Annotated in this window: 21 protein-coding genes, 4 tRNA genes and 1 pseudogene; 7 read left to right on the forward strand and 19 right to left on the reverse strand. The window is 58.9% G+C overall.

The window, feature by feature from the left end:
- Nucleotides 1-83: 83 nt before the first annotated feature.
- Complete coding sequence (phnX, locus tag MKZ87_RS23565; RefSeq protein ID WP_085703272.1) at nucleotides 84-911, forward strand: phosphonoacetaldehyde hydrolase; 828 nt, start codon at nucleotides 84-86, stop codon at nucleotides 909-911.
- Between the two features lie 188 nt (nucleotides 912-1,099).
- Complete coding sequence (locus MKZ87_RS23570) at nucleotides 1,100-1,654, forward strand: cytochrome b (RefSeq protein WP_085699015.1); 555 nt, start codon at nucleotides 1,100-1,102, stop codon at nucleotides 1,652-1,654.
- Here MKZ87_RS23570 and MKZ87_RS23575 read toward each other — a convergent pair.
- Nucleotides 1,651-2,559 carry a 1-aminocyclopropane-1-carboxylate deaminase/D-cysteine desulfhydrase gene (locus MKZ87_RS23575; RefSeq protein ID WP_085703273.1) on the reverse strand — a complete coding sequence of 303 codons (909 nt, stop codon included), beginning with the start codon at nucleotides 2,557-2,559 and terminating at the stop codon, nucleotides 1,651-1,653. The two genes, MKZ87_RS23570 and MKZ87_RS23575, sit on opposite strands and share 4 nt — an antisense overlap.
- Nucleotides 2,560-2,733: 174 nt before the next feature.
- A complete protein-coding gene (locus MKZ87_RS23580; protein WP_266202040.1) occupies nucleotides 2,734-4,773 on the reverse strand; it encodes an FAD-dependent oxidoreductase in 2,040 nt (679 codons plus the stop codon).
- A gap of 205 nt (nucleotides 4,774-4,978) precedes the next feature.
- Between MKZ87_RS23580 and MKZ87_RS23585 the strand changes: the two genes are divergently transcribed.
- Both MKZ87_RS23585 and MKZ87_RS23590 read left to right on the forward strand, forming a co-directional pair.
- Nucleotides 4,979-6,109: a nitrilase-related carbon-nitrogen hydrolase gene (locus tag MKZ87_RS23585; protein WP_266202041.1), complete on the forward strand. Its 1,131-nt coding sequence runs from the start codon at nucleotides 4,979-4,981 to the stop codon at nucleotides 6,107-6,109.
- Between the two features lie 3 nt (nucleotides 6,110-6,112).
- The gene (locus tag MKZ87_RS23590; protein ID WP_266202042.1) at nucleotides 6,113-7,153 is read left to right on the forward strand and encodes an AraC family transcriptional regulator; all 1,041 of its coding nucleotides are present in this window, start codon (nucleotides 6,113-6,115) and stop codon (nucleotides 7,151-7,153) included.
- 321 nt (nucleotides 7,154-7,474) lie between these two features.
- Here the strand turns inward: MKZ87_RS23590 and MKZ87_RS23595 are convergent, their stop codons facing one another.
- The 12 genes and pseudogenes from MKZ87_RS23595 to MKZ87_RS23650 form a co-directional block, all read right to left on the reverse strand.
- Nucleotides 7,475-8,338: a DUF2242 domain-containing protein gene (locus tag MKZ87_RS23595; RefSeq protein WP_266202043.1), complete on the reverse strand. Its 864-nt coding sequence runs from the start codon at nucleotides 8,336-8,338 to the stop codon at nucleotides 7,475-7,477.
- Nucleotides 8,339-8,430: 92 nt separating this feature from the next.
- Nucleotides 8,431-8,529 (reverse strand): annotated as a pseudogene (locus MKZ87_RS23600) (LysR family transcriptional regulator); the annotation flags it as partial.
- Between the two features lie 77 nt (nucleotides 8,530-8,606).
- Nucleotides 8,607-10,478: a SurA N-terminal domain-containing protein gene (locus MKZ87_RS23605; RefSeq protein ID WP_266202044.1), complete on the reverse strand. Its 1,872-nt coding sequence runs from the start codon at nucleotides 10,476-10,478 to the stop codon at nucleotides 8,607-8,609.
- A 230-nt stretch (nucleotides 10,479-10,708) separates the two neighbouring features.
- A complete protein-coding gene (locus MKZ87_RS23610) occupies nucleotides 10,709-10,981 on the reverse strand; it encodes an HU family DNA-binding protein (RefSeq protein WP_002552737.1) in 273 nt (90 codons plus the stop codon).
- Between the two features lie 148 nt (nucleotides 10,982-11,129).
- Complete coding sequence (gene lon, locus MKZ87_RS23615; RefSeq protein ID WP_085690114.1) at nucleotides 11,130-13,526, reverse strand: endopeptidase La; 2,397 nt, start codon at nucleotides 13,524-13,526, stop codon at nucleotides 11,130-11,132.
- A gap of 163 nt (nucleotides 13,527-13,689) precedes the next feature.
- Nucleotides 13,690-14,973 (reverse strand): ATP-dependent Clp protease ATP-binding subunit ClpX, encoded by a 1,284-nt coding sequence (clpX, locus tag MKZ87_RS23620; RefSeq protein ID WP_085699001.1) that lies wholly within the window; start codon nucleotides 14,971-14,973, stop codon nucleotides 13,690-13,692.
- A 113-nt stretch (nucleotides 14,974-15,086) separates the two neighbouring features.
- Nucleotides 15,087-15,722 carry an ATP-dependent Clp endopeptidase proteolytic subunit ClpP gene (clpP, locus tag MKZ87_RS23625; RefSeq protein WP_007951559.1) on the reverse strand — a complete coding sequence of 212 codons (636 nt, stop codon included), beginning with the start codon at nucleotides 15,720-15,722 and terminating at the stop codon, nucleotides 15,087-15,089.
- 92 nt (nucleotides 15,723-15,814) lie between these two features.
- Nucleotides 15,815-17,125 (reverse strand): trigger factor, encoded by a 1,311-nt coding sequence (gene tig, locus MKZ87_RS23630; RefSeq protein ID WP_085703277.1) that lies wholly within the window; start codon nucleotides 17,123-17,125, stop codon nucleotides 15,815-15,817.
- Between the two features lie 399 nt (nucleotides 17,126-17,524).
- Nucleotides 17,525-17,600: transfer RNA gene (locus MKZ87_RS23635), tRNA-His, on the reverse strand.
- A gap of 76 nt (nucleotides 17,601-17,676) precedes the next feature.
- Nucleotides 17,677-17,761, reverse strand: a tRNA-Leu gene (locus MKZ87_RS23640).
- Between the two features lie 58 nt (nucleotides 17,762-17,819).
- Nucleotides 17,820-17,895: transfer RNA gene (locus MKZ87_RS23645), tRNA-His, on the reverse strand.
- A 32-nt stretch (nucleotides 17,896-17,927) separates the two neighbouring features.
- A tRNA-Arg gene (locus MKZ87_RS23650) sits at nucleotides 17,928-18,004 on the reverse strand.
- A 274-nt stretch (nucleotides 18,005-18,278) separates the two neighbouring features.
- On the opposite strand from MKZ87_RS23650, the gene folD reads away from it, so the two are divergent.
- A complete protein-coding gene (gene folD, locus MKZ87_RS23655; protein WP_011335038.1) occupies nucleotides 18,279-19,133 on the forward strand; it encodes a bifunctional methylenetetrahydrofolate dehydrogenase/methenyltetrahydrofolate cyclohydrolase FolD in 855 nt (284 codons plus the stop codon).
- Nucleotides 19,134-19,362: 229 nt separating this feature from the next.
- Nucleotides 19,363-20,301 (forward strand): D-alanyl-D-alanine endopeptidase, encoded by a 939-nt coding sequence (pbpG, locus tag MKZ87_RS23660; RefSeq protein ID WP_011335039.1) that lies wholly within the window; start codon nucleotides 19,363-19,365, stop codon nucleotides 20,299-20,301.
- Nucleotides 20,302-20,353: 52 nt separating this feature from the next.
- Here pbpG and MKZ87_RS23665 read toward each other — a convergent pair whose 3' ends face one another.
- The 3 genes from MKZ87_RS23665 to MKZ87_RS23675 all read right to left on the reverse strand — a co-directional run bounded on the left by MKZ87_RS23665 (nucleotide 20,354) and on the right by MKZ87_RS23675 (nucleotide 21,544).
- Nucleotides 20,354-20,560 (reverse strand): hypothetical protein, encoded by a 207-nt coding sequence (locus MKZ87_RS23665; protein ID WP_085698995.1) that lies wholly within the window; start codon nucleotides 20,558-20,560, stop codon nucleotides 20,354-20,356.
- Nucleotides 20,561-20,572: 12 nt separating this feature from the next.
- Nucleotides 20,573-20,779, reverse strand: coding sequence for a DUF6021 family protein (locus tag MKZ87_RS23670; protein ID WP_085703278.1), 207 nt, complete (start codon nucleotides 20,777-20,779; stop codon nucleotides 20,573-20,575).
- Between the two features lie 93 nt (nucleotides 20,780-20,872).
- A complete protein-coding gene (locus tag MKZ87_RS23675) occupies nucleotides 20,873-21,544 on the reverse strand; it encodes a peptidase C39 family protein (protein WP_039767624.1) in 672 nt (223 codons plus the stop codon).
- A gap of 230 nt (nucleotides 21,545-21,774) precedes the next feature.
- Between MKZ87_RS23675 and MKZ87_RS23680 the strand changes: the two genes are divergently transcribed.
- On the forward strand, nucleotides 21,775-21,942 hold the full coding sequence (locus MKZ87_RS23680) for a hypothetical protein (protein ID WP_169431021.1): 168 nt from the start codon (nucleotides 21,775-21,777) through the stop codon (nucleotides 21,940-21,942).
- Nucleotides 21,943-22,016: 74 nt separating this feature from the next.
- On the opposite strand, the gene MKZ87_RS23685 is transcribed toward MKZ87_RS23680, so the two are convergent.
- Nucleotides 22,017-22,766 carry a TerC family protein gene (locus tag MKZ87_RS23685; protein WP_085686574.1) on the reverse strand — a complete coding sequence of 250 codons (750 nt, stop codon included), beginning with the start codon at nucleotides 22,764-22,766 and terminating at the stop codon, nucleotides 22,017-22,019.
- Nucleotides 22,767-22,795: 29 nt separating this feature from the next.
- Complete coding sequence (locus MKZ87_RS23690) at nucleotides 22,796-23,035, reverse strand: hypothetical protein (RefSeq protein WP_085698988.1); 240 nt, start codon at nucleotides 23,033-23,035, stop codon at nucleotides 22,796-22,798.
- Between the last annotated feature and the right edge of the window lie 15 nt (nucleotides 23,036-23,050).

A 23,050-nucleotide genomic window follows, 5' to 3' on the forward strand; every position in this document is an offset into this window, starting at 1 on the left:
CTGGCACGACGCCTTCGCGAGCAAGCTCGCTCCCACAAGATCACCATATTTTCGAATTGCGTGTTATCACAGGAATCTTTGCCATGAACTACAACAACCCAACCCAGCTGCAAGCCGCCATCCTCGACTGGGCCGGCACCGTCGTCGATTTCGGTTCTTTCGCCCCGACCCAGATCTTCGTCGAAGCCTTCGCCGAGTTCGACGTCCAGGTCTCCATCGAAGAAGCTCGAGGCCCGATGGGCATGGGCAAGTGGGATCACATCCGCACCCTGTGCGATCAGCCGCAGGTTGCCGAGCGCTATCGCAAGGCATTCGGCCGCACTCCGACCGACGATGACGTGACTGCAATCTATAACCGCTTCATGCCGCTGCAGATCGAGAAAATCGCCGAGCATTCAGCGCTGATTCCCGGCGCACTGGAGACCATCGCCAACCTGCGTCAGCAAGGGATCAAGATCGGTTCCTGCTCCGGTTATCCGAAGCAGGTGATGGACAAGGTCGTGGCACTCGCCGCCACCAACGGCTACATCGCCGACCACGTCGTGGCCACCGACGAAGTGCCGAACGGCCGCCCATGGCCTGCACAAGCACTGGCCAACGTGATTGCGCTGGGCATCGACGATGTCGCCGCCTGCGTGAAGATCGACGACACCGTGCCGGGCATTCTCGAAGGCCGTCGCGCCGGCATGTGGACCGTGGCACTGATCTGCTCCGGCAACGCCCTGGGCCTGGATTACGAAGGCTTTCGCGCACTGGGCAGCGATGCGCTGGCCAGCGAACGCAAGCGCATTCACGCGCTGTTCGAAGGCTCGCGCCCGCACTACATGATCGACACCATCAGCGATCTGCCGGAAGTGATCACCGACATCAACAAGCGCCTGGCCAACGGCGAGATGCCGCAAAGCAGCTGATTGCGGCGGCTGCGGCAAAAAAAACGCCGGTGTCTGCCCGACACTGGCGTTTTTTTTGGGCAAACCCCTGATTTCGCGCAATGAAAGCGTTTTTAGGCGCGGGCAATTCGGCCAAAGCGGATTACAGTTAAGGCATGCCGTCGCTCAAGAACGGCACGTTTCGACCCTGATCCGTGAGGAAATACCGTATGCCGTGGACAAGTTCAGAATCACGCTACAGCACCGTGTCAGTCCTGTTGCACTGGTTGATGCTGGTGCTGTTGGTGCTGGTTTACGCCAGCATGGAATTGCGTGGCATCTTCCCCAAGGGCAGTGGTGGCCGCTCGCTGATCCGCGAGGTGCACTACATGCTGGGCCTGACAGTGTTCGTGCTGGTGTGGTTTCGCCTGCTGGCACGCAGCATCGGCCCGGCGCCGAAGATCTTCCCCGCTTCACCGCTGTGGCAGACCGCGCTCGCCCGACTGATGCACTGGGCGCTGTACCTGTTCATGATCGCCATGCCGATCCTCGGCTGGCTGATCACCAGCGCCGAGGGCCATCAAGTGATGTTCTACGGTTTCGACCTGCCGTTGCTGGTGCAAGAAGACAAAGCCTTTGCCAAGCAGGTTGAACAATGGCACGTACTGATCGGCAATATCGGCTATTGGCTGATCGGCCTGCATGCATTGGCGGGGCTGTATCACCATTACGTGGTGGGCGATAACACGCTGCTGCGGATGATGCCCAAGCGCAATCAGGGCTAGCCATCAAATCCACGCCGGCCCTGCAAACCGCCGGTGTGGACAAAAATCAAGCGTGAACCCCGGGCAAAGCGGCCAGATTCGATCTGTTGTTTGAGCGCCAGCAAGGCTTTCCCGGTGTACAGCGGTTCGAGGGGAATGCCGCTGGCCTGTTCGGTTTGCGCGATGAATTCAAGCAGCGCCGGATCGACCTTGGCGAAACCACCACGGCTGGCGTCGATCAGCTCGTAGCCTCCGGCCTCACCCACGATCGCCTCGACATTGGCCGCGACGCAGTGATCGTCGGGCACAGCCATTGCGCCATACACCGCATGTTGTCCTGCCTCGGCCAAAACCAATCCCGCGAGCGTGGTGCCCGTGCCACAGGCCAGCCACCAACCCTGATAGTCGTTCCAGCCGAGCTTGCCGAGTTGCGCATTGACTTGATCCTTCAATGACGCACAACCCTGTGCTCCCGGCAAACCGCCGCCACCCTCAGGCACCGGATGCAGTGTCGGATATTGCTCTCGCCACGGCTGCCAGAACCCCGGCTCATGCCGCGCCCGATAACCGCCAAACCCGAGCCAGTGCAGTTGCATGCCGAAATCCTGCAAATCCCTGACCGTCGGCGTGTCCTGCGCATGCCCGCGCAACAGCCCGACCGTCGTGAATCCCAGGCGTTTGCCCGCAGCCGCCAGTGCATGCAGATGATTGGAGTGCGCGCCGCCCAGGCTGATGATGCCTTCGGCGCCCGCGCGATCGGCGGCTTTGAGATGTTCGACGAGTTTGAACCACTTGTTGCCGCTGATCAGCGGATCGATCCTGTCCAGACGCAAGATCGCGACTTCAATGCCGGCGGCAGTGAGCCAGTCCAGATGAAAGGGATCGAGGGGGGCTTGAGGGAGCCAGTCTGCGGGGGGAAGAAGCATGGGTGACTTTTCATTCTGGACAGAGCCAGCATTCTAGTCGCTCAAAGGACGCCATCGCGAGCAAGCTCGCTCCCACAAGGTTCTGCTGAGCTCACAACATCTGTGAACGACGCAAAACCTGTGGGAGCGAGCTTGCTCGCGATGGTCGTTGGCACGCTGGACCTGATTGCAGCGTTACAGCTCGGCGGCCAGACGCGAACCCTGATTGATCGCGCGTTTGGCATCCAGCTCCGCCGCGACATCGGCGCCGCCGATCAGGTGCACGTTCTGCCCGGCTTCGATCAGACCGTCGTGCAGCTCGCGCAGCGGATCCTGGCCGGCGCAGATGACGATGTTGTCCACCGGCAACACTTGCGGCTCGCCGGTTTCGCCGATGCGAATGTGCAGGCCCTGGTCGTCGATCTTCAGGTATTCGACGCTGTTGAGCATCTGTACCTGCTTGTTCTTCAGACCGGTGCGATGAATCCAGCCGGTGGTCTTGCCCAGACCGTCACCGACCTTGGATTTCTTGCGCTGCAGCAGGAACACATCGCGCGCCGGAGCATGTGGTGCAGCCTTGATCCCGGCCACGCCACCACGGGCTTCCAGATTCGAGTCGATGCCCCACTCTTTCCAGAACGCAGCGCGATCCTGACTGGTGGCCACACCTTCATGCACGAGGAATTCCGACACATCGAAACCGATGCCGCCGGCGCCGATCACTGCGACACGCTTGCCGACCGGTTTGCGCTCGAGCAGCACATCCAGGTAGCTCAGCACTTTGGCGTTCTCGATGCCCGGAATCGCCGGCAGACGCGGCACAATGCCGGTCGCCAGAATGACTTCGTCGTAACCGCCCTCGACCAGCTTCGCCACGTCGACGCGGGTGTTCAGGCACACCTCGACGTGGGTGGTCTGCAACTTGCGTTTGAAGTAACGCAGGGTTTCGTAAAACTCTTCCTTGCCCGGCACGCGTTTGGCGACGTTGAACTGGCCACCGATCTCGCTGGCCGAATCGAACAAGGTCACCTGGTGCCCGCGCTCGGCGGCCACGGTGGCGGCGGACAGACCGGCAGGACCGGCACCGACCACGGCGATCTTCTTGATCTGCTTGACCGGCAGGTAATTGAGTTCAGTCTCGTGGCAGGCGCGCGGGTTGACCAGGCAACTGGTGAGCTTGCCGCCGAAGGTGTGATCGAGGCAGGCCTGGTTGCAGCCGATGCAGGTGTTGATTTCATCAGCACGGCCTTCGGCAGCCTTGTTGACGAAATCCGGGTCGGCGAGGAACGGCCGGGCCATCGACACCATGTCGGCATCGCCTTCGGCGAGAATCTGCTCGGCGACTTCCGGGGTGTTGATGCGGTTGGTGGTGATCAACGGAATCTTCACCGAGCCACGCAGCTTGGCCGTGACCTTGCTGAACGCTGCACGCGGCACTTTGGTGGCGATGGTCGGAATCCGCGCCTCGTGCCAGCCGATGCCGGTGTTGATGATGGTCGCGCCGGCCTGCTCGATGGCTTTGGCCAAAGTGACGATTTCTTCCCAGGTGCTGCCGCCTTCCACCAGATCGAGCATCGACAGACGGAAGATGATGATGAAGTTCGGGCCGACCGCTTCACGTACGCGGCGAACGATTTCCACAGGCAGGCGCATGCGGTTTTCGTAGCTGCCGCCCCAACGGTCGGTGCGATGGTTGGTGTGGGCCGCCAGGAACTGGTTAATGAAATAACCTTCCGAGCCCATGATTTCCACGCCGTCGTACTCGGCGGTCCGGGCCAGTACCGAGCAGGTGACGAAATCGTTGATCTGCTTCTCGATGCCTTCCTCGTCCAGCTCCTTGGGCTTGAACGGGTTGATCGGCGCCTGAATCGCGCTCGGCGCAACCTGTTTCGGGCTGTAGGCATAACGGCCGGCGTGGAGGATCTGCATGCAGATCTTGCCGCCCGCCTCATGCACCGCGCGGGTGACGATACGGTGCTTGAGCGCTTCTTCCTCGGTGGTCAGCTTGGCCGCGCCGGAATACACACCGCCCTCGTCGTTCGGACCGATACCGCCGGTCACCATCAGGCCGACGCCGCCCCGGGCACGCTCGGCGAAGTATGCCGCCATGCGTTCAAATCCACCCGGCTTCTCTTCAAGGCCGGTGTGCATCGAGCCCATCAGGGTGCGGTTGCGCAGCGTGGTGAATCCCAGGTCCAGCGGGGCCAGCAGGTGCGGGTATTGAGTGGCGGTCATCGTTAACTCCACAGCGAGCGATCACGGAAAATGCGGGAGCTCTGCGTCCCCCGTCAGTCATGGTCGACAGATTAGGAGTCGCATCGCTGTCACTCAATGACCGTAACTGACAAGTTATTGATCCAAATGCGCAGCGCCCCTTGGCAAGCCGGAGCTGGCGCCCTACCCTGTCCGCACACCCTGTACCCGGCTGTTGTTGGATTTCATGCGCAAACTTCTGTACCTGACTTTTTCCATGGCGCTCATCGCCGCGCTCACCTTCTACGCCATGTGGGCGGCTGACCGCCCGGCCGGTCATTACCTGTCGGACCTGCGGATCAAACTCGCGGTCGATCAGGGCACCCCGGCCGACCGCGGCAATCTGCTGGGCATCCAGCCCGAACTGTTCCCCACCGACTACCAAAGCCCCGAACGTCTGCACCGCAAGCTCGCCGCCTATTTGCAGCAGGCTCAGGATCAGGGGTTGTTGAATGAAAAAACCGTGGTCATCCTGCCGGAGCATGTCGGCACCTGGCTGATGATCAGCGGCGAGAAAGACGAGCTGTACCAGGCCGCCACCCTCGCCGAAGCGATGAACTGGCTGGCGGCGAGCAACCCGGTGCAATTTGCTCGCGCCTGGCTCACCGCCAAGGGCAGCAAACGTCTGGATGACGCGCACCTGCGCATGAAGTCCCGGGACATGGCCAAGGACTATCAAGCGCTGTTCGGTGGGTTGGCGAAGGAATTCCAGATCACCCTGGTGGCCGGCTCGATCGTGTTGCCCGAGCCGAACATCATCGAAGGCCGGCTCAAGGCCGGCAGTGGCGCGCTGTACAACAGCACCGTAGTGTTTGGCCGTGACGGCGCCCCGCTCGGCCAGCCTCAGCGGCAGATGCGTCCGGTTTTCGATCAGGACGAAGCACCCAGCACCCGCGAGGCTTCCCGGATCAACGTGGTCGACACTCCGGCCGGACGCCTTGGCGTGCTGATCGGCAAGGACAGTTGGTATCCGGACAACTACCGCAAACTCGACGAACAAGGCGCGCAGCTGATCGCAGTGCCTGCGGTTGTCGTCGGTCATGGCGTCTGGGATCAACCGTGGAAAGGCTACAAAGGCTTGAGCGTGCCGGGCCCGGTCAGCCTGAAACCGGGAGCAATCAGCGAAGGCCAGGCCTGGCACCAGTTGACCCTGACCGCGCAACCGTCGGCCAGCAAGGCGCTGGCCGGCATGAGTGTGTTTCTGCGCGGGCAGTTCTGGGACAAACCGAGTTCCGGGCAAAGCTTCCTCAGCAGCAACGGCCAGCAGTTCGCTGACAGCGAAGCTCGTGGCGCACGCCTGCTGAACCTCTGGCTGTAAACCATGAAACCGCTGCCGATGCGTCTCGGGGATCTGTCGGTGGGCTTCGTCCACAGCCTGGTCGATGCCGTGCGCAGCCATGACGTCGATCCGTTGCCATTGCTCCAACAGTACGGCCTGGATGCCGCACGACTGGCCGAAGCCGGGGCGCGTCTGTCGATCCCGCGCTACATGCGTCTGGGGCATGGCGCGATCCAGCTGACCGGCGATCCGGCACTGGGTTTGCGCATGGGCGGGCTCAGTCGCTTGAGTCAGGCCGGGCTGGCCGGCGTGACCGCGGCGCAGGCCCCGACGGTACGCGAAGCCGCTCGTTGTCTGACTCGCTTCGAACCCTTGTACGGCTCCAACTATCGCGGTCAGTCGAGTTTCCACGAGGACGCCAGTGGTGCATGGCTGCGGTTCTACTCGATCAGCCCGTACAACGCCTACAACCGCTTTGTGGTGGATTCGATCATTGCCGGCTGGCTGCATCAGTTGTCCAGCGTCAGCCCCGAGCCCCTGCGCGCCGAACGGATCGAAATCGAATTCGACAGCCCGGATTACCGCGACGCTTATACGGTGCTCGGCGAATGCCCGATCCAGTTCGGCGCCGAACACAATCAACTGCGCCTGAGCCTCACCAGCCTGGCCCAACGCAACCCGGAGCATTGCCCCAGCACCTGGAAACATCTGCTCGGTTTGTGTGAACGGGAACTGGAGCAATTGACCCGCACCCGCAGCCTGCGTGAGCGCATCACGCAATTGCTCGGGCCGTTGCTCAATGGCGGCCGGGAACCGGATCTGGAAGAAGTGGCGGCACGCCTGAAGCTGCCGACCTGGACGTTACGGCGAAAGCTGGCCGAGGAAGGCACGCAGTTTCGCGCGATCCTCAATGACACCCGCCGTGATCTGGCGATGACCTACATCCGCGACACCGAACTGGCATTCGGTGAAATCGCCTACCTGCTGGGGTTTGCTTCGGCCGAAGCTTTCCAGCGCGCCTTCAAGCGCTGGAACGGCCAGACACCGGGCGAATTTCGCCGCAGTCACCGCAAGACAGGCTGACGCCTCACAGCTCGGTGGCGTCTTCCGCAGGCTCGGGTGAATCCAGCTCAAAGGCCTGGAATTCGAGCAGTTCTTCTTGATAGTCATCCATTGCGTAATCCCCCTACCTGCTTGCTTGAAATGGCCTGGAACAAATGACCAGTGCCTCGAGCATAAAGTGCCCGTGTGAAGGAAAAATGAAACGCGTCCTTCATGAAATAAACGTAGCAGGCGGTCAGGAATTTATCGCGGGAATTTTTTCGACGGGACTGGCAGGAAGAAGCTCAAGGGAGACAACAAAACGCCACGCGTCCGACAGAGGTCGGAGACGTGGCGTAAAGTTCACTGCCCGGAGGCAGGCATGGCTGGAATCGGCTCGGAGGGCGGCGGCATGTCCGTCGGGTTGGCCGGAGGGGTGATGGTTTGCGTCGCGGGCGCAGGTTCGGCAACCGGTGCCGGGGTGATCGGCGCGGCTTCGGCCGGCGGTGCTACCGGCTCGGAACTGGCCGGGGTTGCCTCCGCAGGCGTTGGCGCCGGTGCCGCAGCGGGCTCGGCCGCCGGTGCTGGGGCCGGGGCCGGTTCAGCCGCAGGGGTTGGAGCCAATGGAGCTGGCGTCGCTTTGGCTTCCGGGACGCCCAGGTCGGTCTTCGGTTTTTCGGTGATGTGCGCAGCCTTCTTTGCGTCAGCCGGCAGGAACAGCTCGACCAACGTGAAGAAGCGCTCGTAGAACTTCTGCGACGACACCGTTTCGCTGGCGACCTTGACCATCGAGTCGTCAGACGAGCCGATCGGCATCGAGACCGAGCCCAGCACGCCGACACCGAGGCTGGCCGAGTTGTTGGTCTTCTTCAGCGCGTAGCGGTCCTGCAGGGCGTTGGCGAACACGGTGGCGTGATGGCCGGCGCTGCCATCATCGGCGCACACCACGTTGAAGCTGATCTCCAGATGGGTTTCGCCGGTCTGCTGAAAGCTCTTGTGCCCGCTGACCAGTTTCGGGTCATTGCTGGTAATGATGTAGCCCTGGCTGAGCAACGCTCGGCGGGCCGCTTCGCAACTGGCGGTGTCGGTCACCGGGTAATTGCGCGAAAAGGTGCCGGAGTCGTCGAAATTCTCATGCTCGTAGATAGGCTTGTCCTTGGAACAGCCGGCAGCGGCGGTCAGCAACAACGCCAACCCGATGAAACGCACGGGAATAGAATTCAACATTGAACATCCTGAGGGAAAACGGTCCGGGGCGTATTGTGCAACAGATCGCTGCCCCGCGGCGTATGGATTAGTGTCTTAAAACAGTTACAACTCTATCGACCTTCAATCGCAGGAAAAAGTCGCGCTGATAAATGATCGACGAACACGCGCAATTTGGCGGTTGCATCCCGGCTTGATCGCCACAGGACCCAGACCGCGGCAGAAACAGCGCGCATAAAAAAACCCCGGATTTTCATCCGGGGCTCGGGTCTTGCGGCTCAGCCAGGCATCAGAAACGCTTGATGTCGGCTTCGCTTTCCAGCTGTTTGCGGTACGCCGCGAAGTCTTGCTGGCCTACACGCGAGGCGAGGAAGCGACGGTATTGCGCTTTCTCTTCATCGGTCGGAGCCGCTGCTTCGTTCACGCCGTTCAGACGCACGATGGTCAGGCTGCCATCCGCCAGCGTCACGCTGGTGAAGGTCGGCTTGTCCTTGGCGGACGGTTTCGGCATGCGGAACAACGCTTGCAGCACCGCCGGATCAACGCCTTCCTGAGCGCGGTTCGCCGCTTCAGTGACCTTCCAGTTCTGACCGTCCACCGCCTTGTCCAGCGGCGTCTTGCCATCACGCAGACTGGCGATCAGTTGCTCCGCCTTGGTCTTGGCAGCTGCGCTGGCGTGCTCTTTGGTCAATTGGGTGCGAATGGCAGCGGCTACGCTTTCCAGCGGCAATTGAGCAGGCTTCAGATGCTCCTTGACACGCAGCACGATCACGGTTTCCGGATCCAGCTCAATGGCGGTGCTGTTGGCCCCCTCTTCCAGCACTTCAGTGCTGAACGCGGCGGTCACGACGGCACGGTTGGCTGTAACGCCTTCGCCACCTTCACGGCCGAACGGCTTGGAGGTGTGCACGGTCAGTTTCAGCTCCTGCGCTGGCTGGGCCAGGTCGGATGCTTCGAACGAAGAGTCTTCCAGTTGCTTGGTCGCCTCGACGAAACGCTGCTCCACTTGCTGGGTTTTCAGCTCGCGGGTCAGCTTGTCTTTCAGGCTGGCCAGGGTCGGCACTTCAGGCGCCTCGACACCCAGCAGCTTGATCAGGTGGTAACCGAAGTCGGTGCGAACCGGCTCGGAAACCTGATCCTTGTTCAGCGAGTACAGGGCTTTCTCGAAGGCTGGATCGTAAACGCCAGGACCGGCATAACCGAGGTCACCACCGTTGTTGGCCGAACCCGGATCCTGCGAGAACTCCTTGGCCAGCGCTTCGAATTTCTCGCCCTTGGCCAGACGCGCCTGGATTTCTTCGATCTTCGCCTTGGCCTGAGCTTCGGTGGTCTTGTCGTTGACTTCAATCAGAATGTGCGCCGCACGACGCTGTTCCGACAGGTTGGCGATCTCTTTCTGATACGCCGCCTGCAGGTCTTCGTCCTTGACGGTGACCTGATCGAAGAACGAAGCCTTTTTCAGCTCCAGATAATCGATGACCACTTGATCCGGGGTCATGAATTCCTTGGCGTGCTCGTCGTAGTAAGCCTTGACCTCGTCATCGGTCAGCTTCACGGCCGAAGGATCAGCCTTGATGTTCAGCGTGGCGAAATCGCGGGTCTGTTTTTCCAGACGGGCGAAGGCCAGCACTTGAGCGTCGGTCACGAAACCGCTGCCCGCCACACCGGCGCGCAACTGGCCGATCAGCATTTCCTGAGCCAGCATCTGGCGGAACTGCATGCGGGTGTAGCCCAGTTGACGGATCACCTGATCGAAACGGTCGGAGCTGAACTTGCCGTCGACCTGGAATTCAGGCGTCTGCAGGATCACTTGATCCAGGGCCGCTTCGGAGAAAGCGAATTTCGATTGTTCCGCGCCTTGCAGCAGCAGCTTGCGATCGATCAAACCCTTGAGGGCTGATTCGCGCAGCATTTTTTCGTCCAGCAAGGAGGCGTCGAAGTCCTTGCCCAGTTGTTGCATCAGCTGACGGCGTTGCATATCCACCGCCTGGCTCAGCTCGTTCTGGCTGATTTCTTCACCGTTGACCTTGGCCGCCTCATTCTTGTGAGTCGTGGCCTGGAAAATGGCGTCGAAACCGGTCAGAGCCATCAGTGCAACGATGACTCCGATAATGGTCTTGGCAATCCAGCCTTGTGAATTGTCCCTGATATTCTGCAGCATGCGTCCCCCAGAAACGGTTGAACTTCAAATTAGGCAACCGTGGAGCGTGGGTAGAATCCGGATAGAAGAAAGGCGCATCCGAGGATGCGCCTTCTCGTAACTGGCGGAGCGGACAGGGCTCGAACCCTCGATCCCGGTGTGACAGGCGGCTATTCCAACCGCCTGCTCTACCGCTCCGCTGCCAAGTCAGGCATGACCCCGACCCGGATGGGTAAAAACCTGAATCAAACTTAGTTGACGGCTTCTTTCAGGGCTTTACCGGCTTTGAAACCTGGCTTCTTGGCTGCCGCGATTTCCAGAGTCTTGCCGGTCTGTGGGTTACGACCGATGCGAGCTGGACGATCAGTCACGGAGAAAGTACCGAAGCCAACCAGAACAACGGAGTCGCCAGCCTTGAGAGCGCCAGTGACGGATTCGATTACAGCGTCCAGCGCACGGCCAGCAGCAGCTTTCGGGATATCAGCGGATGCAGCGATAGCATCAATCAGTTCCGACTTGTTCACTCTAAGTCCCCTTATATCTATTTTGAGATGATTCTAAGTTTTTTGGTGAAAGCAAAAACGAGTGCTGAATGGCCTACAGACACTTAAGAGCCGCTTTATAACAAGGGCTCTAAAAATCTGTCAAGGAAGCCCCCCAGGCAAAAGCGTATTAATGCGTGCTAATTCTTTCCTTAGAGTCAGACTCACGTTTTTCGTCCTTGGCAACTATCTCCGGAGCCACATCCGGCAAGGGCTCCGGCGCGTATTGCAGCGCAATTTGCAGGACCTCGTCAATCCATTTAACTGGTTTGATCTGCAGATCCTGCTTGATATTGTCAGGAATCTCCTTCAGATCGCGCACGTTCTCTTCCGGAATAATCACTGTCTTGATTCCGCCACGGTGAGCGGCCAACAGTTTTTCTTTCAAACCGCCGATGGCGAGAACTTGACCACGCAGGGTGATCTCGCCGGTCATGGCGACATCCGCTCGCACAGGAATACCCGTCAAAGCCGACACCAGCGCAGTACACATGCCTACACCAGCGCTCGGGCCGTCTTTCGGCGTAGCGCCTTCCGGCATGTGAATGTGAGTGTCGCGCTTCTCATGGAAGTCCAGAGGAATGCCCAGGCTCTTGGCACGGCTGCGCACCACGGTCTGGGCCGCAGTGATCGATTCGACCATTACGTCACCCAGCGAACCGGTCTTGATCAGTTGACCTTTACCCGGCACCACAGCCGCTTCGATGGTCAGCAGTTCGCCACCCACCTGAGTCCAGGCCAGGCCGGTCACTTGACCGATCTGATCCTGCTGCTCGGCCAGACCGTAGCGGAACTTGCGGACACCGAGGAAATGCTCCAGCAGGTCAGCTGTCACTTTTACCGAGAAGCGTTTTTCCAGCGCGTGCTCTTTGACCGCCTTGCGGCAAACCTTGGCAATCTGCCGCTCGAGGCCACGCACACCGGCTTCGCGGGTGTAATAACGGATGATGTCGCGGATCGCTTCTTCGTCGAATTCCAGCTCGCCCTTCTTCATGCCGTTGGCTGCAATCTGCTTTGGCGAGAGGTACTTGACCGCAATGTTGATCTTCTCGTCTTCGGTGTAACCCGGCAGGCGGATCACTTCCATCCGGTCCAACAGCGCTGGCGGGATGTTCATCGAGTTCGAGGTGCACAGGAACATCACGTCCGAAAGGTCGTAATCGACTTCCAGATAGTGGTCGTTGAAGTTGTGGTTCTGTTCCGGATCGAGCACCTCGAGCAGCGCCGACGCCGGGTCGCCACGCATGTCGCTGCCCATTTTGTCGATTTCATCGAGCAGGAACAGCGGGTTGCGCACACCCACTTTTGTCATCTTTTGAATCAATCTTCCTGGCATCGAACCGATGTAAGTCCGACGGTGACCACGGATTTCCGCTTCGTCACGCACACCACCGAGGGCCATGCGCACGAATTTGCGGTTGGTGGCATGAGCGATCGACTCCGCCAGCGAGGTTTTACCCACGCCTGGAGGACCGACCAGGCACAACACCGGGCCGCGAATTTTCTTCACGCGTTTTTGCACGGCGAGGTATTCAAGGATGCGTTCCTTGACCTCTTCGAGGCCGTAGTGATCGGCGTCGAGAATGTCTTCGGCACGGGCCAGGTCCAGACGCACCTTGCTCTGAGCCTTCCAAGGCACCTGAACCAGCCAGTCGATGTAGGAGCGCACCACGGTGGCTTCAGCAGACATCGGCGACATCTGCTTGAGCTTGTTCAGCTCGGCAGTGGCCTTGGCCAGGGCATCTTTCGGCAGACCGGCAGCATCAATACGCTTTTTCAGGTCTTCGATTTCGTTGTGGCCTTCGTCGCTGTCGCCGAGCTCTTTCTGAATGGCCTTCATCTGCTCGTTCAGGTAGTACTCGCGCTGACTGCGCTCCATTTGCTTTTTGACGCGGCCACGAATGCGTTTTTCGACTTGCAGCAGGTCGATCTCGGCGTCCAGCAGGGCCAGAACGTGCTCAACCCGGGCTGACAAATCGATGATTTCGAGGATTTCCTGCTTCTGCTCGATCTTCAGTGCCATGTGCGCGGCCATGGTGTCTACCAGGCGGCCAGGCTCGTCGATGCTGTTGAGCGACGACAGGACTTCAGCCGGGACTTTCTTGCCCAGCTGCACATATTGTTCGAACTGCGACAGCAGGCTGCGCACGAACACTTCGGACTCACGCTCGGCGGCGTCGACTTCGTCGATCAACGAGACTTCGGCACGACAGTGGCCATCGACTTCGCTGAAGCGCTCGACAGCGCCACGTTGCTCGCCTTCGACCAGAACCTTGACGGTGCCGTCCGGCAGCTTCAGCAGTTGCAGAACTGTGGCGATGGTACCTACGCGATAGAGAGCTTCTTCACCGGGATCGTCGTCAGCCGGGTTTCTCTGGGCCAGCAGCAGGATCTGCTTGTCGCCCGTCATCGCGGCCTCGAGGGCTTCGATGGATTTCTCGCGCCCCACGAACAGCGGGATAACCATGTGCGGATACACAACGACATCACGCAATGGCAGGAGAGGCAATTCGATGGTGGTCTTCATGATTTCGCCTCTACGGCGGCCATATGGCCGTAATCAGATGGAATTGAACTTGAAACCAAGATGGGGGCTGACTTGAAAAAAAACAAGCGTAAAGGGGGTGTAAAAAACGACATAAAAAAAAAGAGGCCCGAAGGCCCCTTCTTTGTTCCGGCAGACCGGACGCTTACGCGTCCGGTGCAGCCTTGGCAGCCGGCTCACTGTTTTCGTAGATATACAGTGGTTTGGACTTGCCCTCGATCACGCTTTCATCGATCACTACTTTGCTCACCTCGGACTGCGAGGGGATCTCATACATCGTGTCGAGCAGTACACCTTCGAGAATCGAACGCAGGCCACGGGCACCGGTTTTACGTTCCAGGGCACGTTTGGCGACTGCTTTCAGCGCGTCGGAACGGAATTCCAGATCCACGCCTTCCATCTCGAACAGCTTGGCATACTGTTTGGTCAGGGCATTTTTCGGCTCGGTGAGGATCTGCATCAAAGCAGCCTCATCCAGCTCGTCCAGCGTCGCCAGGACCGGCAGACGACCGACGAATTCCGGGATCAGACCGAACTTGACCAGATCGTCAGGCTCGACTTCACGCAGGGACTCGCCCACCTTCTTGCCTTCTTCCTTGCTGCGCACTTCTGCGTTGAAACCGATGCCACCCTTTGTAGAACGGTTCTGAATGACCTTCTCCAGACCGGAGAATGCGCCACCGCAGATGAACAGGATGTTGCGGGTATCAACCTGAAGGAATTCCTGCTGCGGATGCTTGCGGCCACCTTGCGGCGGAACCGAAGCGACCGTGCCTTCGATCAGTTTGAGCAAGGCCTGCTGCACGCCTTCACCGGAAACGTCCCGGGTGATCGACGGGTTGTCGGACTTGCGCGAAATCTTGTCGATTTCGTCGATGTAGACAATGCCCATCTGGGCTTTCTCTACGTCGTAATCGCACTTCTGCAGCAGCTTCTGAATGATGTTCTCGACGTCTTCACCCACGTAACCCGCCTCGGTGAGGGTGGTTGCGTCGGCGATGGTGAACGGAACGTTCAGCAAGCGGGCCAGGGTTTCGGCCAGCAGGGTTTTACCGGAGCCGGTCGGGCCGATCAGCAGGATGTTGCTCTTGCCGAGTTCGACGTCGTCAGCCTTTTTGTCACGCTGGTTCAGACGCTTGTAGTGGTTGTACACCGCTACTGCCAGAACCTTCTTGGCACGCTCCTGACCAATTACATACTGATCAAGGATGCCGCTGATTTCTTTAGGCGAAGGCAATTTATGCGCGCTGCTTTCGGCCTGTGCTTCCTGCACCTCCTCGCGGATGATGTCATTGCACAGGTCGACGCACTCGTCGCAGATAAAGACCGAGGGGCCGGCAATCAATTTGCGCACTTCATGCTGGCTTTTGCCACAGAAGGAGCAATAGAGCAGCTTGCCGTTGTCCTCGCCGTTGCGGGTGTCAGTCATTCGTTCGATCCAAATCCGATAGGCTTGCAACACAAGATGAAGGCTATTGCGGGCTTTTTCAAGCCCGCCGCTGATCAGACGCGCCGACCAAGCCTATTTTGAGCTGCTTGTTTTTAAGCTGGGCGCTGGTTGATCACTTCGTCGATCAGACCGTATTCCTTCGCAGCTTCTGCACTCATGAAGTTGTCGCGGTTGGTGTCGCGCTCGATTTCTTCAAGCGTACGGCCGCTGTGCTTGGCCATCAGCGTGTTGAGACGCTCGCGAATGAAGAGGATTTCCTTGGCATGGATTTCAATGTCCGATGCCTGGCCCTGGAAACCGCCCAGTGGCTGGTGAATCATCACGCGCGAGTTAGGCAGGCAGAAACGCTTGCCAGGTGCACCGGCCGTCAGCAGGAACGCGCCCATGCTGCACGCCTGACCGATACAGGTAGTCGATACGTTTGGCTTGATGAACTGCATGGTGTCGTAGATCGACATGCCCGCTGTCACCGAACCGCCCGGGGAGTTGATATAAAGATGGATGTCCTTGTCCGGGTTTTCCGCTTCAAGGAACAGCAATTGCGCGCAAATCAGGTTGGCCATGTAGTCCTCTACAGGGCCCACCAGAAAGATTACTCGCTCCTTGAGAAGACGCGAGTAGATGTCATAGGCGCGCTCGCCACGAGCAGATTGCTCGACAACCATCGGGACCAGGCCGCCGGCGGCCTGGATATCAGAGTTCTGCTGAATATAGGAATTACGGAACATGCTCTGCAGTCACTCCCAAATAGTCATGTCTTGAATACGCATAAGCCAGCTCGAAGGCTGGCTTATGGTGTGTGCTTCTAACGCAAAAACAATCAGTCGGCTTTTGGAGCTTCTACCGGCTTGACCGCTTCTTCGTAAGAGACCGCTTTGTCGGTCACGCTAGCTTTCTGCAGAACAGTATCCACAACTTGTTCTTCCAGCACAACCGAACGGACTTCGTTCAGTTGCTGCTCGTTCTTGTAGTACCAGGACACGACCTGCTCAGGCTCCTGGTAAGCCGAAGCCATTTCCTGAATCATTTCGCGAACGCGGGCTTCGTCTGGCTTCAGCTCGAACTGCTTGACCACTTCAGCCACGATCAGACCCAGTACAACGCGACGCTTGGCTTGTTCTTCGAACAGCTCGGCAGGCAGTTGGTCAGGCTTGATGTTGCCACCGAACTGCTGAACAGCCTGCACGCGCAGACGGTCAACTTCGTTGGACAACAGAGCCTTGGGCACCTCGATCGGGTTGGTGGCCAGCAGACCGTCCATTACCTGATTCTTGACCTTGGATTTGATCGCCTGACGCAGTTCACGCTCCATGTTCTTGCGAACTTCGGAGCGGAAACCGTCGATGCCGCTTTCCTTGATACCGAATTGAGCGAAGAACTCTTCGTTCAGCTCTGGCAGTTTTGGCTCGGAAACGGTGTTGACAGTCACGGTGAACTCGGCGGTTTTGCCAGCCAGGTCCAGGTTCTGATAGTCCTCTGGGAAGGTCAGGTTCAGAACGCGCTCTTCACCGGCCTTGGCGCCAACGAGGCCTTCCTCGAAGCCAGGGATCATGCGACCGGAACCCAGCACCAGCTGAGTGCCCTTGGCGGAACCGCCAGCGAACACTTCGCCGTCGACCTTGCCAACGAAATCGATGTTCAGTTGGTCTTCGTTCTGGGCAGCACGCTCAGCCACTTCGAAACGGGTGTTCTGCTTGCGCAGGATGTCCAGCATCTTGTCCAGATCGGCGTCAGCCACTTCAGCGCTCAGACGCTCAACGTTGATGCTTTCGAAACCGGCAACGGTGAACTCAGGGAAAACTTCGAATACGGCTACGTATTCCAGGTCCTTGCCAGCTTCGAGCGACTTTGGCTCGATCGACGGCGAACCGGCCGGATTCAGCTTCTGCTCGACCACAGCTTCGTAGAAGGAGGACTGGATCACGTCACCGATCGCTTCCTGGCGCGCATCAGCACCGAAGCGGCGCTTGATTTCGCTCATTGGCACTTTGCCTGGACGGAAGCCAGCAATCTTGGCCTTCTGGGCAGTCTGCTGCAGACGCTTGTTGACCTGAGTCTCGATGCGCTCAGCCGGCACGGTGATGCTCATGCGGCGCTCAAGAGCAGTAGTATTTTCAACAGAAACTTGCATGGATATTCCTCGTTGCACAGACGTTAGCCGGCCGTTTCCGACCCAAGAATCAAGGGCAAGCATTCTAGTAGGTCAAACTCAAGAAGTCACCCTACTGAAAACGGGTAAAAAAACAGCAGGCCATTTGAAGGCGGGGACAAACGGTTGCACCTCGCCCTGTTAGCAAATACAGCCAATTCAAGCCAGGGCTCTGCACCAACCTCTTCTATATATAGAGGCGGTTGAATCATCTCCCTGACAGCCGACCGCGCAAGCATGGTCGGCAGGCAGCGCGCATCATCGAGCAACATTAATACGACGAAGCACCCTGCCCTGCGACCCGAAACCTGCAGCCGCGAAAATCCGAAACCGTAAAACAAAAAAGGCGCCAGACTGTTAAATCTGGCGCCTTTCGGAATATGGGGTGGACGATGGGGATCGAACCCACGACAACGGGAGTCACAATCCCGTGCTCTACCAACTGAGCTACGCCCACCATATTGCGTGCCAAAGAAGCCAAACAACTTCTTTGTAAAACTTCATCCGGCCAACGGCATGAATGAAGCTTTGATTGGTGCGGATGAAGAGACTCGAACTCTTACGCCTCGCGGCGCTGGAACCTAAATCCAGTGTGTCTACCAATTCCACCACATCCGCGGATGAAGCTTTTTAAAGCAAAGGCGCCAGACTGTTACATCTGGCGCCTTTCGAAATATGGGGTGGACGATGGGGATCGAACCCACGACAACGGGAGTCACAATCCCGTGCTCTACCAACTGAGCTACGCCCACCATATCGCGCTACTTGTGCCAATGCTGCCTAATGGCGCACCCGGCAGGACTCGAACCTGCGACCATCCGCTTAGAAGGCGGATGCTCTATCCAGCTGAGCTACGGGCGCCTTGTTAGCTGTACCCTTGGAGGACTACAAACTAAGTGCTTTCCAGTCATTCGAAACCGTAATTTCGTTCGACCTTCTTAACCAGTGCTAGGCTGTGCCCGACAAGTGCGACGAATAGTATAGAGCGACCCGAAGGTCGTCAAATCCTTTTTAAAAAAAATTCATTTAATTAAAGGGCTTAGGGGAATTTGCTGACCAAGCGCCTTTGCCCTCACCGTTTGACATGCGAGAATGCGTTCTCTTTTTTTCCCCTCTCGATGGTTAATCACGCGCAATGACTGCACAACTAATCGACGGCAAATCGATCGCCGCCAGCCTGCGCCAGCAGATCGCCCAACGGGTTGCCGAACGTCGCCAGCAAGGTCTGCGCACGCCAGGCCTCGCGGTGATCCTGGTTGGCAGCGATCCTGCCTCTCAGGTTTATGTCTCGCACAAGCGTAAAGACTGTGAAGAGGTCGGCTTCCTCTCTCAAGCCTACGACCTGCCTTCCGAAACCACTCAAGAAGCGCTGACCGATCTGATCGATCGACTGAACGATGACCCGGCAATCGACGGCGTTCTGCTTCAACTCCCTCTGCCAGAGCACCTGGACGCTTCCAAACTGCTGGAGCGCATCCGCCCGGACAAGGATGTCGACGGTTTCCATCCTTATAACGTCGGCCGCCTGGCCCAGCGCATTCCGCTCCTGCGCCCGTGCACCCCGAAGGGCATCATGACCCTGCTGGAAAGCACCGGCGCCGATCTGTACGGGATGGACGCCGTTGTTGTTGGCGCGTCCAACATCGTCGGTCGCCCGATGGCGATGGAACTGTTGCTGGCCGGTTGCACCGTGACCGTCACCCACCGCTTCACCAAGGATCTGGCCGGCCACGTCGGCCGCGCCGATCTGGTGGTCGTGGCCGCCGGCAAGCCGGGTCTGGTCAAGGGCGAGTGGATCAAGGAAGGCGCGATCGTCATCGACGTCGGCATCAACCGTCAGGAAGACGGCAAACTGGTCGGTGATGTCGTGTACGAAACCGCCCTGCCGCGCGCAGGCTGGATCACCCCGGTACCGGGCGGCGTCGGTCCGATGACCCGCGCCTGCCTGCTGGAAAATACCCTCTACGCAGCAGAAACCCTGCACGCCTGAGTCGTGTTTTCAGCTTGCCTGTAACCCCGCCTCGTGCGGGGTTTTTCATGCCCTCGAAAAAACCTTTACCGTTCGCCGGAAACCCCTATTTTTACAGGGCTTTTCACGACTTTTTCATGCGCCTCAAACAACCATCGACAGTTCTTCAGCCATACTCCTAAAATGCGTCGTTTTTACGACACAGGCCGTTACAAATTACGGCATTTCCAACCTTCATGAGTTCGCCCGCGTGAATATTCGCCTGTCCATCCTGAGCCTGGTTTTTGCATTTTCAGGCACGCTCCTCACGCCAACGGTCAACGCCGCCGAAACCACCGCTGCCCCTCGAGACGCTTCGCAGTTGAAAATTGCCTCCGGCAGCGCCCTGCTGATGGATCTGCAGACCAACAAAGTCATTTATTCCAGCAACCCGGACGTGGTGGTGCCCATCGCTTCCGTGAGCAAGTTGATGACTGGCCTGGTAGTGGTCGAAGCGCACCAGAACATGGACGAATGGATTGACGTTGACATCAGCCATACACCTGAAATGAAAGGTGTGTTTTCTCGCGTCAAACTGCGAAGCGAACTGCCCCGCCGAGAGATGTTACTGATTGCCCTGATGTCCTCGGAAAACCGCGCCGCCGCTAGCCTGGCTCACCACTATCCGGGCGGTTACGCGGCATTCATCGCAGCGATGAACGCCAAGGCCAAGGCGCTGGGCATGACCAGCACGCACTTTGTGGAACCCACCGGTCTCTCGGAGCGCAACGTCTCCACCGCCCGCGACCTGAGCAAGTTGCTGGTAGCCGCGCACAAACAGCCGCTTCTGATCGAGCTGACCACCACCAAGGAAAAGACCGTCTCGTTCCGCAAACCCAATTACACCCTGGGTTTCCGTAACACCGATCACTTGGTCAACAAGGCCGACTGGGATATCCGCATCACCAAGACCGGTTTCACCAACCCCGCCGGTCATTGCCTGGTGCTGGTGACCCGCATGGCCAACCGTCCCGTCGCGCTGGTGATTCTCGACGCGTTCGGCAAATACACTCACTTCGCCGATGCCAGCCGCATCCGCAGCTGGGTGGAAACCGGCAAGAGCGCCAACGTCCCGGCCGTGGCCCAGCAATACAAGGCTGACAAGAACCTCAAGAGTCGCCAGAGCGGCGTGATCGAAGCCTCAAAGTAATCCGCCCCCCATGAAAAAGCCCCGAATCGTCGGGGCTTTTTCATTCATGCACTCAGTCGTTGGGCAACGGCATCTTGTCGTCATCGGGAATGCCGTCACCGGCGCTCGGGTCGCGCGAATGCTCTGGCGTGACCACTGCCGGACGCGCCAACGGATCGCGTAGAGGGCTGTCCGGATCCAGCACCGGATCAACCTCCGGCTCAGGTGTGGCAGGCACACTGTCAGGTTTGTGGTCGTCGAAACTCGAATCGGTACTCATACGCACCTCGCTTCAAGGCTTGAGATCAGCCAAGGGATCGTAAGGCTTGGCCGGACGCTTGGGATCATCGCCCGGCTGCACATCCTTCGGCGCCTTTGCAGGGCCGATGGGATCGACTTGCGGATCGTCCAGATCCGGCGAGTCCGGATCGAAGCCCAGATCGTCGCCATTGCCATGCTCGGAAGAATGCGGACCGCTGGGTGAATTTGGAATTGCCATGCTCGCCTCCTGATACTGGCCCGTAAAACACGGGACGCTACAGTTCAGAAGCACATGCTCCTCCAGGGTGCCCGACAGGCGACGAACGGAGCCTCAATGCGCTGCCAGTGCCTTCCTTGCCTGCGCCGCTTCCCGTTCCTGCCCGGCCTGAGCCAGCGCGTCGGCGGCCTTGAGCCAGCGCTGCTGATCGACCGCTGCCGGAATCTGCGTCGGTTTCTGGATCAACACTGCCCAGCCGCCGGATTTTTCGAGAGCCGACTCGAACGAACTGAAGCTCATCAATTCACGGCGATTCATCCCCGCGCGCAGCAGCACCTTCTGCTTCAGACGGTCGTAGCCCGACAGGATCGCGTAACGCGGCTCGGCCCAAAACGCCGAACCCTCGCTGAAACGCACCATCACCGGATACCCGGCCGCCACCTGAGTCAGCAGCGCCGGCAGATTGCTGTCCAGCGGATACACGACCATGCCGTATTCACGCGCCAGGCTCTGCAGATTCTGTTGCAACTTGTCCTCAGCGCCCGGTAAGTGCAGCGGCTTTTCCAGCAGACCCGGCGTGATCACGATGCCCTGCTGCGACAGCAGACTGGCCAGCACCTGCGGCCCGCTTTGATAGGCCTCGCCACGATAGAAGGTGCCGCTGAGTTCGACCCGCTCCGGCAGGCGCTTGACCTCCGGCGCCACACTGCCCGCACACCCCACCAAAGCTGTCACGCAACCGGCCACCAGCAGCGCCGCGCGAATCCGGGAAAATAGCTGCACCATCGTCACTCTCTTGATCAGTTACCGGTCATCGTGTTCCGGCTTGGTCGAGGATCATAGGACGGCGCCACGCTGCGGTATAGCCCAAAGCGACAGATCCATCGGCTGTATAGAGCGAACTGATTGGTCACCACCGACCTTTGGTCAATAGCTTGAAACACACCAGCGACTAGACTGTCACTCAGATAAGAGCCAAAGAGCGAGCGCCCGACGCAGGGCAAGAGGAGGCACAGATGAGCCTGACCATGACCATCGTAATGCTGATTGCCGGCTGGCTGGCCGTTGCGGCCGCCATGCTGTGGGGCGTGTTGCGGATTTCCCGCCGCCATCACCACCCGGTACAACCTGCACCGACCAGGAAGATCGAGAAACACAACGCCCGTCACGCCACCGCGCACTGATTTTCTGTAGCCGACACAAACAAAAAGGCCGCCTGGACTCTCGCGAGTTCAGGCGGCCTTTGGTTTTCCAGCAATTACGCTTCGGCAGTCAATTTCTTCTGCTTGGCGCGGCGCGACATCATGTTCAGCACTTCAATCGCAGCCGAGAACGCCATGGCGGCATACACATAACCTTTCGGTACGTGGGCGCCGAAGCCTTCGGCGATCAGCGTCATGCCGATCATGATCAGGAAGCCCAGAGCCAGCATCACCACCGTCGGGTTGTCGTTGATGAACTTGGCCAGCGGATCAGCTGCAAACAGCATCACCAGCACTGAAACCACCACCGCAATCACCATGATCGGCAAGTGTTCGGTCATGCCGACAGCGGTAATGATGCTGTCGATCGAGAACACCATGTCCAGCATCAGGATCTGCCCGATCGCGGCGGCGAAGCCCAGAGTCACCGTCGAGGTGGCGCTCTTCGGATCTTCCGGCGCAGGATCCATGCTGTGATGGATCTCGGTCGTCGCTTTCCACACCAGGAACAGACCACCGGCGATCAGGATCATGTCCTTCCAGGAGAACGCCTGGCCCAGGATCTCGATGACCGGCTCGGTCAACTGGACGATGAAGGCGATGGTGCTCAACAGCGCCAGTCGCATGATCAGCGCCATGCCGATGCCCAGGCGACGAGCCTTCTGCCGGTACTGCTCGGGCAGCTTGTTGGTCAGGATCGAGATAAAGATCAGGTTATCGATGCCGAGCACGATTTCCATCACCACCAGTGTGGCCAAGGCAATCCAGGCCGTCGGGCTGGAAGCGAGTTCTAACAGGTATTCCATGGGTCAGTCCTGACTCTGTGTAAGACGGTTTAGATTTCCTGGGAGGACGATTCGGATTTTTCTTCGTCGTCTTTCGGTTCTTTCTTGCTGATCAGATTGCCGGTGGCATCGCTGAGTGCCTCTTCGGCGGCTTTATGCGTGTCGTCGATGGCTTGTTTCGCCGCCTCGGCCGCCTGCCCCATCAGTTGCTGGGCGCTCTTTTCGGCCTGGTCGCAACCGGCCAGTACCAGTAAAGACGCGAACAGTAACGCTGTAGTTTTTAGTTTCATGATGCCTCCCTCGAT

The sequence above is a fragment of the Pseudomonas sp. MCal1 genome, from assembly GCF_026341415.1.
Lineage (GTDB): Bacteria > Pseudomonadota > Gammaproteobacteria > Pseudomonadales > Pseudomonadaceae > Aquipseudomonas.